The sequence below is a fragment of the Pseudomonadota bacterium genome (genome assembly GCA_039196715.1).
Taxonomy (GTDB): Bacteria; Pseudomonadota; Gammaproteobacteria; order CALCKW01; family CALCKW01; genus CALCKW01.
Genome location: JBCCUP010000055.1, coordinates 1 through 17,028 on the forward strand (window position 1 = coordinate 1; position 17,028 = coordinate 17,028).

Genomic DNA, 17,028 nt, shown 5'->3' on the forward strand with positions numbered 1-17,028 from the left:
ACTCGGCGTGCTGGCGCTGTGCCAACGGGATGTCACAGGGCGCGTCGCGCAGGAACTTGCGGGACAGGCTGGAGGTGGCGCGGTGAAACAGGTAGTCGGGCGACCCCAACAGCACGTCGGTCAGTTCGGCGGTCTCGTTGGGGACGGTCCAGTACGACAAGGGGGCCGTGCCACCGCCCGCCACGCGACGCTGGAGTGAAAAGGCATCTGCTTCGGGACCGTGGGCCATGTCGGGTGTCCTGTTGTCATACTGGGCAGGATGGCACACTGCGCGCTCGGCCCCGCCTCTTGCCGCCACACGGTACACCATGTCGATCACCCTGAAGCAACTGGAGACCTTCGTTGCCGTGGCCGATCTGGGCGGCTTCGGCCGCGCCGCCGAGCGGCTGAGCACCACGCAACCCAATGTGTCGTCCCGCATCGCCGCGCTCGAGGACGCGCTCGGCGGCAGCGTGCTGGTCCGGGACAGCGGTACGGCGCGCCTGACGGCGCTTGGCGAGCGCACCTTGGCCCGCGCACGCGAGGTGCTAGCCGCGCGCGACGCCCTGATCGACACCGCGGCGCGGCCCCAACTGCACGCGGGCTCGCTGCGAATCGGCGTGACCGAAGTGATCGCAGCCACCTGGCTCGGCGACCTGCTCGACGCCTTGCGCGCCGACTTGCCAAACGTGTTGGTCGAACTCACCGTCGGTCTGTCGGTGGAGCTGACAGACGCGCTAGTTCGACGCGAGCTGGATCTGACCTTGCAGAACGGCCCGTTCCGCGAGCGCTTCAGCGCCGAACTGCCGTTGGACAGGTGCGAGATGCTCTGGGTCGCGCCACCGGGACAGGTCTCCGGCAGCGGCACGCTGGACCACACCGAGTTGCGCCAACACCCGATCCTCACGCACACCCGCGGGTCCAGACCGCACCAGCAGATCAGTGAGTACTTTGCCGCGCGGCCCGGCACCCGAGCCCGCATCGTGCCGTCGTCGAACCTGTCGGTCTGCATCGCGCTGGTGCTGAACGGCCACGGCATCGCCTGCCTGCCGGAGCCCATGGTCCGAGCCCCGATCGCTGATGGCTCGATCGTGCCACTGCAGTGCCGCTGGACCCCCGACGCCCTGGCCTTCGTGGCCCGCTTCGACCGGGTATCCAGCCCAGGCTACGTCTCGGTTGCCGCCGACCTCGCGGCGCGGATCGCACGCCAGCACACCGCGAAGTAATCAAGTTTTTTTATCTCCGCCATCGAATTAAACAATTTTTTTTGATGTCGTCTCTTTGCTAGGGTCACACCTTTCCCCGACGGACGCTGTCATGGCCAACGCCCGCTACCGCCTCGGCGCCGACATCGGCGGCACCTTCACCGACGTGGTCCTCGAAGGCCCCGCTGGCCGGTTCTCGACCAAGGTGCTCACCACCTACGCTGCACCGGAAGACGCCATCATCGAGGGCATGCAGCGCGTCTGCGCAAACGCCGGTGTCGGCCCCGACGCCATCGTGCAGGTGATTCACGGCACCACACTCGCCACCAACGCGCTGATCGAGCGGCGCGGCGCGAAGACCGCCTTCATCACCACCGACGGGTTTCGCGACACCATCGAGATGCGCACAGAGAGCCGCTTCGAGCAGTACGACCTCAACCTCCGGTTGCCCGAGCCGCTGATCGCGCGCAACCGGCGCTACACCCTGCCCGAACGTGTCGACGCCCGCGGAGAGGTGCTGAGGCCACTGCCCGACGAGGCAGTCTCGGCACTCGCCGACCAGCTCCGCGACGCCGGTTACGCGTCCGTCGCCATCGGGTTTCTGCACAGCTACGTCAACCCCGAGCACGAGCGCCGCGTGCGCGACATGCTCGCCGAGCGGTTGCCGGACGTGATGGTGTCGATCTCCTCGGAGGTGTCACCGCAGATGCGCGAGTACGAGCGGTTCAACACCGTGTGCGCCAACGCGTACATCAAACCCCTGATGAAGAGCTACCTCGCGCGGCTCGCCGACCGCCTCGGCGACGCCGGGTGCACCGCCCCGATCTTTTTGATGCACTCCGGCGGCGGCATCATCTCGCTCGAGGCGGCGTCCGAGTTCCCGGTCCGTCTGGTCGAATCAGGCCCGGCCGGCGGCGCGGTGTTTGCCGCGACGATCGCCGCCCAACACGGCCTCGACAAGGTGCTCTCGTTCGACATGGGCGGCACCACCGCGAAGATCTGCCTGATCAAACAGTGCACGCCAAAAACCGCGCGTGTGTTTGAAGTGGCCCGCAGCTACCGCTTCAAGTAGGGCTCCGGCATGCCCATCTCGATCCCCGTGATCGGCATGGTGGAGATCGGTGCCGGCGGGGGCTCGCTCGCGAGCGTTGACGCCCTGCGGCAAATCCGCGTGGGCCCCGAAAGCGCAGGCTCGGAACCCGGCCCGGCGTGCTACGGGCGCGGCGGAGAGCGCCCGGCGGTCACCGACGCCGACCTTGTGCTCGGCAAACTCGATCCCGGGCACTTCGCCGGCGGGTCGATCACGCTGCACCCCGAGCGCGCGAACGCGGCCCTGTCGAGCACGATTGGCGGGGCGCTCGAGATGGACGCGCAGACCGCAGCGTTCGGCCTGGCCGAAGTGGTCGACGAAAACATGGCCAACGCGGCCCGCGTGCACGCCGTCGAGAACGGCGAAGACCTCAGCGAGTACACGATGATCGCCTTCGGCGGGGCAGCCCCGCTGCACGCGGCTCGCCTGTGCGAGAAGCTCGGGATCGCCCGCTGCCTGGTGCCACCCGGCGCCGGTGTCGGCTCCGCCATCGGCTTTTTGCAAGCCCCGTTCAGCTTCGAGGCCAACCGCAGCGTGTTCATGCGCCTGGACGCCTTCGATGCGGGCACCGTGACCGCACTGTTTGCCGAGATGCGTGAGGAAGCCACCGCCTTCGTGCGGCGCTGTGACGCCACCGCGCCGATCCACTGCGAGCACAAGGCCTTCATGCGCTACAGTGGCCAGGGCTGGGAGATTCCCGTGGTGCTGGACGCCGACCAGGTTGCGTCACCCACCGGCGCCGACTACCTCGCCGCCTTTGAACGCGCGTACCGCAAACTCTTCGGTCGCACCGTCGAACGCCTGCCGGTCGAGATTGCGGTCTGGTCGGTTAACGCGACCACCCCCGCAGCCGACCCCGAACCGGTCGGCCCGGTCGAAAGTCGACCGCCGCCGGAAGCGCTCGTGCACCGTGCGCTGTTCGACCCGGCGCTCGGCAGCCTGACCGAGGCGAGCGTGTGCAGCCGTGCGGCGCTGCCGATTGGTGCCGTGCTGCCGGGGCCGGCCCTGATCACCGAAGACGAGACCACCGTGGTGGTGCCGACCAGCCGACGGGCCAGGACACTGTCCGACGGCTGCATTGACGTCCACACGAAGGAGCAACCCGCATGACAACCCCCTCAAGCGTGGCCTACCAGGTGATGTGGAACCGCCTGATCTCGGTTGTCGAGGAGCAGGCCCAGGCGCTGGTGCGCACCGCCTTCTCAACGTCGGTGCGCGAGGCCGGCGACCTGTCTGCCGGTGTCTACAACACGTCCGGGGACATGCTTGCGCAGGCCGTGACCGGTACGCCGGGTCATGTCAATGCCATGGCCGCCGCGGTGGCGCACTTCATCCGCCGCATCGGGCCAGACAACATCTACGAAGGCGACGTCTACATCACCAACGACCCCTGGGAAGGCACCGGCCATCTGCACGACATCACCGTGGTCAGCCCGGCGTTTCACGCGGGACGGCACGTCGGCTTTTTTGCCTGCACCGCGCACATCGTCGACATCGGCGGGCGCGGCTTCGGCGCGGACGCCAACTCGGTCTACGAGGAGGGCCTGTACCTTCCGATCATGAAGTTCATCGAGCGCGGCGAGGTCGACCAGACGCTGATCCGCATTGTCCGTGGCAATGTGCGGGAGCCCGATCAACTGGTCGGCGACATGTACGCGCTGGCGACGTGCAACGAAATTGGCCAACGGCGCCTTGCGGACATGATGGGCGAGTTCGACCTGGAGACACTCGACGGCGTGTCTGATTTCATCCTGGAGAACTCGCGCCGGGCCACGTTGGAGCGCATCAACGCGCTCGAGCACGGCAGCGCCGAAGGTCGCATGGACCTCGACGGCTACAGCGACCCGATCACCCTGAAAGTCGCGGTCACGATCGAGACCGACCGCGTCGTCTGCGATTTTGCTGGGAGCTCCGGGCTCGACAAGAAAGGCATCAACGTGCCGCTGGTCTACACCCAAGCCTACGCCTGCTACGCGCTCAAGTGTGCCATCGCACCGGACATTCCCAACAACGCCGCCTCACTCGCACCCTTCGAGATCTCCGCGCCGGAAAACAGCATCGTCAACGCGCCACACCCGGCACCGGTCGCACTGCGGCACGTGATCGGCCACATGGTCCCGGACACCGTGTACGACGCCTTGGACACGCTGCTGCCGGCGACGGTACCAGCCGAAGGCGCGGGCTGCCTGTGCAACTTTCAGGTCTCGGTGCAGCCCCGCACCGACGACACCGCGCCCGCCGACGCGACGCGCGCCGAGGTGCTGACGTTCAACTCGGGTGGGTCAGGTGCGCGCCCGACGCTCGACGGCATGAACGCCACCGCGTTTCCGTCCGGTGTGATGACCATGCCGGTGGAGGCCACGGAACAGGTTGGGCCTGTCATTATCTGGCGCAAGGAGCTGCGCGAGGACAGCGGGGGCGCTGGCCAACACCGCGGTGGGCTCGGCCAGTTCATGGACGTCGGCGTCCGACCGGGGCACGAGTTTCACATCCAGGCCATGTTCGATCGCATCGACCACCCCGCACGCGGTCGGCGCGGCGGCCACAACGGCGCACCGACGGTGATCGCGCAGGACGACGGCACGGCGATGCGCGGCAAGGGCAAGCAGTTCGTCCCGCACGGCCGCCACGTGCGCATGGCCTTTCCGGGCGGTGCGGGGTACGGTGACCCGCGGGCCCGCAGCGCCGCCGACGTCGCGCGGGACGTGTCGCTCGGCTACATCTCGCGCACCACCGCGCGCGAGACCTACGGACTCAGCGACGACGACATCGACCAGGTGCTGCGACACGCTGCCCGGGGGGAACTGCCGGCATGACACAGACGACACAACCGAGCCGAACACACTACGACGTGGTGATCGTCGGCGGCGCCATGATGGGCTCGTCGACCGCCTGGTTTCTCAGCGACAACCCGGACTTCAACGGCTCGGTGTTGGTGGTCGAACGCGACCCGAGCTACGCATTCTGCTCGACCTCCCACACCAACTCGTGCATGCGACAGCAGTTCTCGAGCGAGCTCAACGTCCGGATCTCCCAGTTTGCAGCCGATTTCGTCAAGAACATCCGGCAGTACATGGGCGGTGACAGCCGTGTGCCGGAGCTGTCAATTCACAACTTTGGCTACCTGTACCTCGCCGACAACGACGCGTTCGCCAACGTTCTGCGTGAGAGCGCCGTGGTGCAGCACGCCGCCGGCGCAGGCACGCAATTGATGACGCCGGCCGAAATCCGGCAGCACTACCCGTTCTACAACGTCGACGACATCGTACTCGGCAGCATCAACACCGTGGACGAGGGCTATTGGGAGGGCATCACCGTCTTTGATTGGTGGCGCCGGCAGGCGCGCGAACGCGGTGTCGAATACGTTGCCAACGAAGTCGTCGGCATGGGCCTGAATTCGAGCGGCACCCGCGTCGAGTCGGTCACCCTCGCCTCCGGCGACACCGTGTCCTGCGGCCAGGTGGTCAACGCCTCGGGGCCCCGCGCGGACCGCACCGCACAGATGGCGGGCATTCGCGTGCCGGTCGAACCGCGCAAGCGGTACACCTGGGTGTTCACCGCCGAGCAACCGCTCGACCGTGACCTGCCGCTCACCATCGACCCCTCGGGGGTGCATTTTCGCCAGGACGGTACGTCGTCCTACATGGCGGGCGGCCACAGCGACGTCGACCCGGCGGTTGCCTTTGACGATTTCGAGATGGACCAGAGCTTGTGGCAGGACCACATCTGGCCAGTGTTGGCGACACGTGTACCGCAGTTCGAGGCCATCAAGGTCATCCGGGAATGGGCGGGCCACTACGCGTACAACGTCTTCGACCACAACGCGATCATGGGGCCGCACACCGAGGTGGAGAACTTCATCTTCCTCAATGGCTTCAGCGGCCACGGCTTGCAACAGTCTCCCGCCATGGGCCGGGGCACCGCCGAGTACCTGACCTACGGCGAATACCGCAGCCTCGACCTCAGCCCGTTCAACTTCGAGCGGATTCCAGCCAACGCCCCGTTCGTCGAGAAGGCCGTGATATGAAGCTCCCGACCAACGCCTTCCTCAGCGCACTGCGCAGCGGCACGCCGCAGATCGGACTCTGGATCAGTCTGGCGAGCAATGTCGCCGCTGAGGTGGTCGCCGACGCGGGCTTTGACTGGGTGCTGCTCGACATGGAGCACTCACCCAACGAGCTGCCGGTTGTGCTCTCGCAGCTGCAGGTGTTTGCCAGCCGTGACACCACCGCAATCGTGCGTCCGCAGTGGAACGATCCGGTCCTGGTCAAGCGCCTGCTCGATGTCGGCGCCGAGGGGCTGCTGTTTCCGATGGTGCAGAACGCCACTGAAGCCGACGCCGCCGTTGCGGCCACGCGCTATCCGCCGCGCGGGATCCGCGGGGTCTCGGGCACCACCCGCGCCAACCGCTTCGGTCGGATTGGGGATTATTTCAGCCGTGTCGAAGACGAGACCGCAGTGCTGCTGCAGGTGGAAACGCGCGAGGCGCTGGCCACCGCGAGCGAGATCGGCGAGCGTGACGGCGTCGACGGTGTGTTCTTTGGCCCAGCGGACATCTCGGCGAGCCTTGGGCATCTCGGCCAGCCGATGCACCCTGAGACCTGGGACCTGATCCGCGCCACGGCCAAACCGCTCATGGACCGGGGCGTGCCGGTCGGGACCCTGGTGTTCGACCCCGCGCTCGCTCGCCAACTGATCGACGAAGGCTTCAGCTTTGTCGCCTGCGGCTCCGACCTCGCACTGCTCGCCCGCGGCGCGGACGCGCTGCACGCCGCGATGCGCTGAGCGGTCTACCGCACCGACCGCCACCCCAATTCACCGCCGGGCGCCGCGCAACCGCGCCCGCGAAACCGCATCTGATCGACCGTCCTGGAGACCCTGTCCATGACACGCATTGTTCTCACTGGCGCAGCCGGCCGACTCGGTTCCTGGTTGCGCGAACCGCTGACGGCGCTCTGCGATGAGCTGGTGTCGTCAGACATCGTCGACGACATCGGCACCTGCTACCCGGGCGAGCGCTACGCGAAAGCCGACCTCTGCGACCTCGACGCCATGGCGACGCTGCTCGACGGCGCCGCGTGCGTGGTGCACTTCGGCGCCATTGGCGACGAAGCCCCGTTCGAGTCGCTGCTCGGGCCGAACATGGTCGGCGCCTACAACGTCTGGGAGGCAGCACACCGCAACCGAGTCCCGCGTGTGGTGTACGCCAGCTCCATCCACGCGGTTGGCATGCACCCCAAGACCGAGGCCATCGGCGTCGATGCCCCGCACCGCCCAGACACCTTCTACGGCCTGGCGAAGTGTTTCGCCGAAGACCTGGCGCGGCTCTACTGGGACAAGCGCGGCATCGAGGCCGTGTGCCTGCGCATCTGCTCGTGTGCGCAGGTCACGAGTGCCCGTGCGCTCGGCACCTGGCTCAGCTACCCGGACCTGATCCAACTCGTGACCCGGGCCATCGAAACGCCCGTAACCGAGTTCACCGTGGTCTACGGCGTGTCCGACAACGACCGCGCGCCAGTCGACAACGGCGGGGCACGCCACCTCGGCTACCGGCCGACGGACAACGCCGAGCAGTTTGCGGACGCCATCCTGCGCGCCGAGCCGCCGGCCGCGCCCGACGACCTCGCGGTGCGCTGTCACGGTGGGCCGTTCGCGGCGGTCGAGCTCGGCAACAGCGGCCTCGCGCAGATGGACATCGTCGACGACAGCAAACGGACCTGAAGCGCGCGCACCGTCAGATCAGCGTGCCAAGCCAGGCGATCACGCAACAGGCGCACAACACGCGCACGGTGCCCCAACCGGCGCGGAAGACCAACACGAGAGCCACTGCCGTGAGCGCCACCGCACTGGGGTTCAGCGACGCGGCAGACGGCACCAACAACGCCAACCACCCGCGTTCGACAAGCTCGACCGTATCGAACACCGTGTGCAGGGCAAACCACAGGGCGAGACTCGCCATCACACCCACCACCGCTGCGGTGATCGTGCGCAGCATGCCGGCGAGACGCGGTTGCGCGCAAAGCCAGCCGAGCCAGGGGGCGCCGACGAAGATCCAGAGAAAGCACGGCGCAAAGGTCGCCCAGAGCGTCACGGCCGCCGCCAAACCGCCCAACGCCACCCCGCCCTGCTGCGCGCCGGCCAGGAAGCCGACAAATTCGGTGACCAGGATCAGCGGTCCGGGTGTGGTTTCGGCGAGACCGAGCCCGTCCATCATCTGCGCCGTCGTCAACCACCCGTGGTGCAACACCGCATCCTGGGCGAGCCACGACAGCACCGCGTAGGCGCCACCGAAGCTCAACACGGCGAGCTGCGAAAAGAAGCGTCCGACGTCCCACAGCACGCCCGACGGGTGCCAGGCGTACACCGCCAGCAACGGCACCCACCACACGCCCAACCAGAGCACCGCCGTCGACACCGTGTCTCGGAGTGAGGCCTTGCGGTGCGGCGGCTCGGCGACCGCTTCGCGCGCCACCGGTCGGAGGTAACCCGCCATCGCCGCCAGCACCACGATCAGGGGAAACGGCAGGGCAAAGGCGAACATGCCGACGAAGGTCGCCGCCGCGACCCACCGCAAACCCGTCGTGGACAGGGTGCGCCGGGACAACGCGATCAGCGCCGACAACACGACCGCAATGACCGCGGCTTTGACCCCGAGAAACACGCTGGCGACCTCGGGCACCGACCCAACCTGCACGTACGCCAGCGACAGACCGAGCACCACGGCCGCGCCCGGCAGGACAAACAGCAAGCCTGCTACCACACCCCCGAACGTGCCGCGCATCCGCCACCCGAGCCAGGTGGCCAACTGCATCGCTTCCGGGCCAGGCAGCAACATGCAGAAGCTCAAGGCGGCGGCAAAGTCCCGCTCGCCGATCCAGCGGCGTTCGTCGATGACCACGCGTTGCATCACCGCAATCTGCGCAGCGGGCCCACCAAAGGACAACAGCCCGATCTTGCCGAAGGCACGGACAAATTCACCGACGGACGGGCGCGGGTCGTGTTGGCTGCACATCAGGTGTCGCTGTCGTCGTGGTGCTCGCCGCGCGCGTCGCGCGCCCAGCGAAAGAGCGCATCGTAGACCACCATGCCGGCGTCAAGCTGCGCGAGGTCGTCGCGGTGCAGACGCGACAGGCCCAGTGAGATCGCCAGCAAGCCCGCCGCCTCCGGCACGACTTCCGGCCGACCGAAGTCGGCTGCGCGCACGGTGTCAGCCACCGTCTGCAGCGCTGGCGTGTCCAGGCCAAAGCGCTCGCACACCGCGTCGAAGGTACAGCGATCCCCGCGGTGCGAGAGCGGCGCGCCACTCACGTCGAAGGGCTCGGCGTCGAAGCGTTCGGCCACCGCCAGCACCTCGCGAGACGGCACGAAAAGGATTTCGGCGCCGGGGTCGACAAAGCGCCGGATCAGCCACGGGCAGGCCAGGCGGTCGATCTTGGGCCGTTGCCGTGTGACCCAGCGAGACGCCGTACCGCTTTTTACCCCTGGCAACGCGGCGATCGGCACGGCCAGGTGCCCTTCGCGTCGCCACGCGAGGTGTCCGCCTTCGAGCACCTCGGCAGCGAGGCCCCGCGCACGCAAACGCGCGGCGACGCCGTGACTGAGCTTGAGCCCGCCGTGGCAGACGACCACCACACGTCGGGAGCGGTCGAGCTCGAGGGTGTCCAGATCGGTGTGGGCGATCCGACGCGCGGTCGGGATCAGGACGGGGTCGAGGGCGACGTCGTCGTCGAGACGCACGTCGAGCAGGGCTGGCACAGCGGGTGTGCCAATCAGGCGGGCCAGTTGTTTCGGGGCAATTTCAGTCGGTGACGCCACGGCGCATCCTCCAATCGTGTGGTGAGCAGGATGCGATGCTGAGCTGACGCCTCTCGAGGCGATCGCGGCCCCGTGCGACGCAGTCTGCTGTTCACCGTCACCGCCGTCAAGCGGCCCGAGGGACATCCGAGGCGCAAAAAAAAACACCCCGGCGAGGCCGGGGTGTTTCCGTCACTGCCACGCCGTGTGCGTGGCGGTCAGCGGATCAGGCGAACCACCAGCGCTCACACGCTTTGTGGCCATCCGCTTCCCAGTTGCCCGCCACCTGCTCCGGCGTCGCGACTTTCTTGGACACCGCGTGGATGTGGTTGGCAAACATCGGCACGATCGCGCCGCCATCGTCGCTGATGAGCTGCTGGCACTCGGCGTAGATGGCGCGACGCTTGGCGTCGTCGAGTTCCGAGCGGCCAGACAGAACCAGCTCGTTGAACTTCTTAGCGCCGTCGGTGGTGCGCCAGGCCGTGTCGTTCCACTCGGTGTCTGCGACGTAGGCTGACTTGAACATCCAGTCTTCGGTCGGACGGCCACCCCAGTAGCACGCACACCAGCCCTTCTTGTTCCAGACGTTCGACCAGTAGCCGTCGCTCGGCTCGCGCACCACTTCGATGTTCAGCCCGCCCTGCGCCGCAGAGGCCTTGATCAGCTGCGCTGCGTCGACCGCACCGGCGAAGGCCGCATCTGACGCGGAGAGCTGGATGGTCGCACCTTCCATGCCCGCCTTCTTCAGGTGGTGACGCACCTTGTCCGGATCGAACTCACGCTGCGGCAGGTCGCCGGCGTGGTACTGGTTTGCCGTGGAGATCGGGTGGTCGTTGCCGACGACACCGTGGCCGAGCAGGATCTTGTCGACCAGTTCCTGGCGGTTGATCGCGTACTTGCACGCCATGCGCAGATCGTAGTTGTCGAACGGCGCGACATCGAGGCGCATCGGGAAGGTGTAGTGCAGCGTGCCGGCCTGCTCGAGGATGTTGAGCGTCGGCACACGCTTCATCAGCGCGACGGTCTTCGGGTCGATGCGGGTGGCGACGTCCACGTCGCCGTTCATGACCGCGTTCTGGCGCGCAGTGGTGTCGACCAGCGCGAGGTACTCGAGCGAGTCGAAGTGCTGACGACCGGCTTTCCAGTAGTTGGCCGCACGGGTGAACTCGGCACGCACACCGGCTTCGAAATTCTCGAGCACGTAAGGGCCGGTGCCGATGCCCGCCTGCACGTCGACCATGCCGTCTTTCGAAGGCAGGATCAGCAGGTGGTAGTCGCTGACGATGAACGGGAAGCCGGCGTCCGGCGAGTCGAGCTCGACGATGACGTTGTTGCCGTCCGCCTTAATGCCCTTGACCGAAGTCAGCAGGCCTTTGGCCGCCGACTTGGAGTCTTCGCCCATGTGGTACTGCAAGGACGCGATCACGTCCTCGGGGGCAAGCGTCTTGCCGTTGTGGAACTCAACGCCCTGGCGCAGCTTGAACACCCAGGTCTTGCCGTCAGCGGACTCGTAGCTCTCGGCCAGCTCCGGGATCAGGTTGCCGTCGCTGTCAACTTCGGTGAGGCACTGACCGTAGGCGAAGTTGACGCCGGTCATCTTGCTGTTTTCAGTGGTGCCCGGGTCGAGCGAGTCGGTGGTGGAACCGTGCCCGAAGCCCACCCGGAAGTGACCGCCGGACTTCGGCGTCATGGCCATGACGGAATCGGACAGCGACATCGCCGTCGGCAACGCGACACCGGCTGCGACCATTGAGGTGATGAACTGACGACGGTTCAGCCGACCGCTCAACAGGCCGTGCTTTTGGTCTTCTAGATACTTGTCTCGCATCGAAAAAGGCTCTCCAGTTGGTGGTGTTGCGCCGCGTGGCGTGCGCAAGTGCCGCAGGCGGTGCGCCCGCGCGTTGTCCGCTCCCGCGACGGGCGACCCCCGGGTGAATGCGGTGGCCAGCTAGCCTGTCACGGAAATGTGACACTGTGGCGACGATCGCACGATCGTCACACGCACAGATGCCTCACCATAGCGCAACCAGCACAATATTTCGACGTCGGCCGTCCCAATTCGGCCCGGCGGTCAGGCCGCCGATCCCGGGCCTGCGAGGGCGGCTTCAAGCCGATCCACCACCTCGGCCAGGCGGGCGTCGATGACCGCGAGGTAGCGGGTCCAGTCGGCCAGCTCGGCGAGCGGTTCGGCGCCGTCGGACACCCCGCGCAACGCAGCCAGCTCGCACCCGAATACGCGGCACGCGCGGTAGATCGCGTAAGTCTCCATGTCGACCATGTCCGCCTCGACCCGGTCGTAGCCGTCGCCGGAGACCACACTCGCACCGGTGCCGAGGTGCACCGCCGACAACCCGGGGACCCACGTGTGCAGCGTCGCCACTGCGGGCTCGTCGAGCAAGGGTGTGCAGCCAACCGGAAAACCGAGCGCCGAGGCGTCCATGTCGCGGTAGGACACGGCACGCGCCTGGTGCACGCTGGCCATCGGCAAGCTGCGCGAGCCGGCCGACCCGAGGCTCACGACCAGATCGGGCGTGCGCCCCGCCGCATCGAGCCTGGCGAGGGCGGCCCCCAATGCGAGCGCGGCCTCCACCGGTCCGATGCCGGTGAACAACGGCGAGAAGCGCGCGCGCAACGCCGGCCCGTACTCGGGCTCGGCCGCCATCACGTACAACAGCGTTTTCGCACCAACGGTTTTCAACGCGTACGGCATGTCGCTCGCTCCCGGTTCCCCTGTGGTCTGCAGGCCTTGACGATACCCAGTTAGACCCACACTCTGTTCACGTGCACCGCGCCGTTGCGCTCACCCAGTGCACACCCTTGGCTTATCACAGACCGCACACCATGTCGGACGCGCCGTACACCAAAGGCCCTGTCGGCCCGCACCTGCTGACGCTGTCGACCACCTCGGCGGTCGGCATCGGCTCGCTCTTCCTCGTCGATCTGGTCGACATGTTCTTCATCGCCCTGCTCGGCCAACCCGCGCTGGCCGCGGCGGTCGGCTACGCCGGCGCCGGGCTGTTCTTCATGGCGTCGATCTGCATCGCGCTGTCGATCGCGGTGAGCACGCTGGTCGGTCGCGCCCTCGGCGCCGACGACGAGGCGGGTGCACGGCATCTCGCCACCAACGGCATCCTGCTCGGGCTGTGCCTGACCGTGCCGGCAACCCTCGCGTCGCTGGCGTACGCCACGCCGCTGATGGCCCTGCTCGGCGCCACCGACACCACCCTGACACTCGCAGCCCGCTATTTCAGCATCCTGAACGCGAGTTTGCCGGTTTTGGTGTTCAGCATCGTCGGCAGCGGCCTGTTGCGCGTCGTCGGCGCCGCCAAGCGCTCCATGACCATCACACTGATCGGCGGCGGGGTCAACGCCGTGCTCGACCCGATCTTCATCTTCGTGTTCGACTGGGGCCTCGACGGCGCGGCACTCGCGTCAGTTGCCTCGCGGATGACGGTCGCCGGGCTCGCCCTGCACGCCCTGCTGCGCGACCACGAGCTCATCACGCGACCGAGCGTCGCCCGCATACGACACGACCTCGGCCCACTCGCGTCGCAAGCCGGCCCGGCGCTGCTGACCAACCTCTCCACGCCACTCGGCGCCGCCTTCGTGACCAGCCAGATGGCGCAATTCGGCGACGCCGCCGTGGCCGCAGCGAGCGTCACCGGGCGCATCACCCCGGTGGCCTTTGCCGGCCTGTTCGGCCTCTCCACCGCCGTGGGACCGGTTGCCTCGCAAAACGCCGGTGCCAACCGGCTCGCACGTGTCAACGACACGCTGGTGACCTCGGCCCGGTACCTCGTGACCTACGTGCTGCCGGTCGCCACGCTGCTCGCGCTCGGCAACGGCGTGATCGTCACAGCCTTCGACCTCAGTGCCGATGCGGCTGATCTCGTGCGCTTCTTCTGCATCGCCATCACCTTCAGCTACCTGTTCTCGGGCTTGCAATTCATTGCCAGCCCGATCTACAGCGCATTGAACCACCCCGGGTACTCGACGCTGGCCAATGTCGGCCGCGACCTGCTGCTCACGCTGCCGCTGGTGCTGCTCGGCGCCAGCCAACTGGGCGCCGAGGGCGTCATGGCAGGGCAAGCCGCGGCCGCCTCCCTCGCGGGCCTTCTGAGCTTCGCCGTCGCACGCCGGCTGATCGCGATCGAATCGAGCGGCCACCGCGCGACCCTGTCCGACTGGCTGCACAAATCGCCGTGCGACTTCCACCGTCCGGTGTCGCCCGGGATCCAGACGCGCGGCCATTGAGCCCGCGTCGCCACCGCGGCAACACCGAGCTCCGGAATGCCCTGCAAGCCGCCTCAGGCGTGCTAGCTTCTGCAACCACGCCCAACACCATCGAGCCACCATGTTGCTGCAATCGATCAAGACCTGGGTCACGGTGCCACCGAGCGGCATCGGCGGCAGTTTCTGGGTCCTTTTGAAAATCACGACCGACGACGGCGTCGAGGGCATTGGCGAGTGCTACGGCATCCCCGTGTCAGGTGACATCGCCTGTCGCATGGTCGAGGACACCTTCGAGCGGTTCTTCGCCGGCACCGACCCCCACCGCGTGGAGACGCTGTTTCGACGCGTGTACTCGGCCGGGTTCACGCAGCGACCCGACGTCAGCATGATGGGCGTGTTCAGCGGCCTCGAGATGGCCGTCTGGGACATCCTTGGCAAACTGCACGACCAGCCCGTCTACCAGTTGCTCGGCGGGCGTTTCCACGACCGGCTGCGCGCCTACACATACCTCTACCCCTGGGGCGTCGACAAGCACGGGGCGGTCGGCGACGGCCAGGGCGACGTCTACCACGACGGTGACGCCGCCGCGGAACGGGCACTGGACTACCTCGCACTCGGGTTCACGGCGTTGAAGCAGGACCCGGCCGGGCCCTACAGTTTTCAGGGTGGCCGCGAACTGTCGCTGCACGAACTGTCGCGCAGCGAGTACAGCATCAAACGGCTGCGCGAGGCCGTCGGTGACCGCGCCGACCTCCTGGTCGGCACGCACGGGCAGATGACAACCGGCTCCGCAATCCGCCTCGCCAAACGCCTGGAACCCCACGACCCGCTCTGGTTCGAGGAGCCCTGCCCGCCGGACAACATGGCTGCGCACGCCGAGGTGGTGCGCGCCACATCGATCCCGGTGGCCACCGGCGAACGCCTGACGACCAAGACCGAGTTTCACGCGGCACTGCAGGCGGGCGTGCGCGTCGTCCAGCCGGACATCGGCCGCTCGGGCGGCGTCTGGGAGACCAAGAAGATCGCCATGCTGTGCGAGCTCCACAACGCCCAGATGGCGCCGCACATCTATTGCGGCCCCGTGGCCCACGCGGCCGCGTTGCACGTCGGCTTCAGCAGCCCGGCGTTTCTGATCCTGGAGACCATCCAGACCGATTTTCACGACGCGATCCTCGACGCGCCGCTGCCGTTTGAGGACGGCTACTTTCTGCCGCCCACCGCCGCCGGCCTCGGCATCACGCTGAACGAAGCCGCCATCGAGGCGGCGCCCTACACGAGCGGCGGACGCCTGCACCTCGAGATGTGCCAGACGCCGCTGGACTCGGCCAACACGCGCACGATCAGCGAGATCGAGTAGTCCGCACCTGCAACCAGCCTGCGAGCGCGGCGACGCTGTCAAGCACGCCGTCCGCCAGGGGCGTCAGTTCGTCGCGGCGGGCCGGCCCGGTCAACACGCCGATCGCCAGGCCGTAACCGGCGTTGCGGGCGGCCTGTAGATCACGCGTGCTGTCGCCGACCATCGCAGCCCGGTGCGGCGGCACGCCGGTCCGCTCGCAGAGGGCCGCCAGCATCCCGGCGGCCGGCTTGGCGTCGAAACCGCTGTCGCACCCCATGACATGGTCAAAGAGGCTCCGCACGCCCGCCGTGTCGAGGTGCTCCTCGGCGACGCGGACGTAGTCGTTGGTCGCCACCGCCAACACCGCGCCGGCGTCGCGCAGCGGCGCGAGCGCAGACGCAATGTCGGCACACGGCACCAGCGGCAAGGCCTGCTCGTGACGCCGGCACACGTCCCGCACGTGCGCCTCGTGTTCGGCGCCGAGCAGCGACAGCCAGACCGCGATGACTTCCTCGCCGGAGCCCGCGATCACCAGCGCGTCGGCGTCGAACTGACCCGCGGCGAGGTCGTAGCCGACCGCCTGCGCCAAGGCCTCTGCCGAACACGTCGGCATCGCGAGCTCGCGCACCACGGCGACGACCCAGGCACCCCAGGTGGCCTCGAACTCGAACAGCGTGCCATCCTTGTCGAACACCACCAGGTCAACCGCCGCCGTCATGTCGTGGGCCCGTCTGTCAGGGTGGGGGCCAGGCTTGCCAGCCAATCGGCAGGCTGGTCGAACCACAGGTCGGGCCGAGCTGCCGTGAGCTCCTCGCGCGTGCCGTACCCCCAGGTCACGCCTCCCGTTGCGATGCCGTTGCGACGCCCCGCTTCGATGTCCACCGCCCGGTCACCGATCATGATCGCCTTGCCATCCACCGTACCCGCCGCCCGCAGCGCCTCGATCTGCTGCCATTTTTCGACCCCGACATCGCCGCAGCTCAAGAACCCGAAGTAGTCCGTGAGGCCGAACAGCGAGAGGATCATCCGGGTACCGGGCTCGGGCTTGGACGTGCACAGTGCCATGGCCACGCCGGCGCGTTGCAGCGCGTCGAGCGCATCGGTGACACCCGGGTACAGGGTGTTCTCGGCGTAACCGGTGTCGAGGAAGCGTTCGCGGTAGGACAACACCATCGACATCAGCGCCTCGGGGTCGCTCACACCGGTCAGGCGCGCGAAGCTCTGGTCGAGCGGCGGTCCGACGCAGGTGGCGAGCACATCGAAGGGCAAGGCGTCATGGCCGTGCGCCTGCAGCGCGTGGTTGATCGAGTGGCCGATGCCCTCCAGCGGATCGCTGAGCGTGCCATCGAGGTCGAACAGGGCAAGACTGTACATGGGGAAACGCAACGGGG

General features: G+C 67.6%; 14 protein-coding genes and 1 pseudogene. 8 read left to right on the plus strand and 7 right to left on the minus strand.

The window, feature by feature from the left end; all coding sequences use genetic code 11:
* On the minus strand, window positions 1-229 hold a 229-nt coding region (locus AAGA11_16385), incomplete at its 3' end, for an amidinotransferase (GenBank protein ID MEM9604446.1).
* Window positions 230-308: 79 nt separating this feature from the next.
* Here AAGA11_16385 and AAGA11_16390 point away from each other — a divergent pair.
* From AAGA11_16390 to AAGA11_16415, 6 genes and pseudogenes are all read left to right on the plus strand, one after another.
* On the plus strand, window positions 309-1,205 hold the full coding sequence (locus AAGA11_16390; protein MEM9604447.1) for a LysR family transcriptional regulator: 897 nt from the start codon (window positions 309-311) through the stop codon (window positions 1,203-1,205).
* 91 nt (window positions 1,206-1,296) lie between these two features.
* A pseudogene (locus AAGA11_16395) lies at window positions 1,297-3,384 on the plus strand (hydantoinase/oxoprolinase family protein).
* The gene (locus AAGA11_16400) at window positions 3,381-5,090 is read left to right on the plus strand and encodes a hydantoinase B/oxoprolinase family protein (GenBank protein ID MEM9604448.1); all 1,710 of its coding nucleotides are present in this window, start codon (window positions 3,381-3,383) and stop codon (window positions 5,088-5,090) included. Before AAGA11_16395 ends, AAGA11_16400 begins: the two are co-directional and overlap by 4 nt.
* On the plus strand, window positions 5,087-6,301 hold the full coding sequence (locus AAGA11_16405) for an FAD-binding oxidoreductase (GenBank protein ID MEM9604449.1): 1,215 nt from the start codon (window positions 5,087-5,089) through the stop codon (window positions 6,299-6,301). The genes AAGA11_16400 and AAGA11_16405 overlap by 4 nt, the downstream gene beginning before the upstream one ends.
* Window positions 6,298-7,059, plus strand: coding sequence for an aldolase/citrate lyase family protein (locus AAGA11_16410; protein ID MEM9604450.1), 762 nt, complete (start codon window positions 6,298-6,300; stop codon window positions 7,057-7,059). The genes AAGA11_16405 and AAGA11_16410 overlap by 4 nt, the downstream gene beginning before the upstream one ends.
* Window positions 7,060-7,158: 99 nt before the next feature.
* Window positions 7,159-7,995 carry an NAD(P)-dependent oxidoreductase gene (locus tag AAGA11_16415; protein MEM9604451.1) on the plus strand — a complete coding sequence of 279 codons (837 nt, stop codon included), beginning with the start codon at window positions 7,159-7,161 and terminating at the stop codon, window positions 7,993-7,995.
* A gap of 13 nt (window positions 7,996-8,008) precedes the next feature.
* Here the strand turns inward: AAGA11_16415 and chrA are convergent, their stop codons facing one another.
* The 4 genes from chrA to AAGA11_16435 all read right to left on the minus strand — a co-directional run bounded on the left by chrA (window position 8,009) and on the right by AAGA11_16435 (window position 12,778).
* Complete coding sequence (chrA, locus tag AAGA11_16420) at window positions 8,009-9,286, minus strand: chromate efflux transporter (protein ID MEM9604452.1); 1,278 nt, start codon at window positions 9,284-9,286, stop codon at window positions 8,009-8,011.
* Window positions 9,286-10,089, minus strand: a complete 804-nt coding sequence (locus AAGA11_16425; GenBank protein MEM9604453.1) for a sulfurtransferase/chromate resistance protein — start codon at window positions 10,087-10,089, stop codon at window positions 9,286-9,288. Before AAGA11_16425 ends, chrA begins: the two co-directional genes overlap by 1 nt.
* A gap of 205 nt (window positions 10,090-10,294) precedes the next feature.
* Window positions 10,295-11,896 carry an ABC transporter substrate-binding protein gene (locus AAGA11_16430; GenBank protein ID MEM9604454.1) on the minus strand — a complete coding sequence of 534 codons (1,602 nt, stop codon included), beginning with the start codon at window positions 11,894-11,896 and terminating at the stop codon, window positions 10,295-10,297.
* A gap of 243 nt (window positions 11,897-12,139) precedes the next feature.
* Window positions 12,140-12,778 carry a 5'-methylthioadenosine/S-adenosylhomocysteine nucleosidase gene (locus tag AAGA11_16435; protein MEM9604455.1) on the minus strand — a complete coding sequence of 213 codons (639 nt, stop codon included), beginning with the start codon at window positions 12,776-12,778 and terminating at the stop codon, window positions 12,140-12,142.
* Window positions 12,779-12,909: 131 nt separating this feature from the next.
* On the opposite strand from AAGA11_16435, the gene AAGA11_16440 reads away from it, so the two are divergent.
* Window positions 12,910-14,322 carry an MATE family efflux transporter gene (locus AAGA11_16440; GenBank protein MEM9604456.1) on the plus strand — a complete coding sequence of 471 codons (1,413 nt, stop codon included), beginning with the start codon at window positions 12,910-12,912 and terminating at the stop codon, window positions 14,320-14,322.
* A 100-nt stretch (window positions 14,323-14,422) separates the two neighbouring features.
* The gene (locus AAGA11_16445) at window positions 14,423-15,658 is read left to right on the plus strand and encodes a mandelate racemase/muconate lactonizing enzyme family protein (protein ID MEM9604457.1); all 1,236 of its coding nucleotides are present in this window, start codon (window positions 14,423-14,425) and stop codon (window positions 15,656-15,658) included.
* On the opposite strand, the gene AAGA11_16450 is transcribed toward AAGA11_16445, so the two are convergent.
* Both AAGA11_16450 and AAGA11_16455 read right to left on the minus strand, forming a co-directional pair.
* Complete coding sequence (locus AAGA11_16450; GenBank protein ID MEM9604458.1) at window positions 15,642-16,355, minus strand: HAD family hydrolase; 714 nt, start codon at window positions 16,353-16,355, stop codon at window positions 15,642-15,644. The two genes, AAGA11_16445 and AAGA11_16450, sit on opposite strands and share 17 nt — an antisense overlap.
* Window positions 16,352-17,011 carry an HAD hydrolase-like protein gene (locus AAGA11_16455; protein MEM9604459.1) on the minus strand — a complete coding sequence of 220 codons (660 nt, stop codon included), beginning with the start codon at window positions 17,009-17,011 and terminating at the stop codon, window positions 16,352-16,354. The genes AAGA11_16450 and AAGA11_16455 overlap by 4 nt, the downstream gene beginning before the upstream one ends.
* Between the last annotated feature and the right edge of the window lie 17 nt (window positions 17,012-17,028).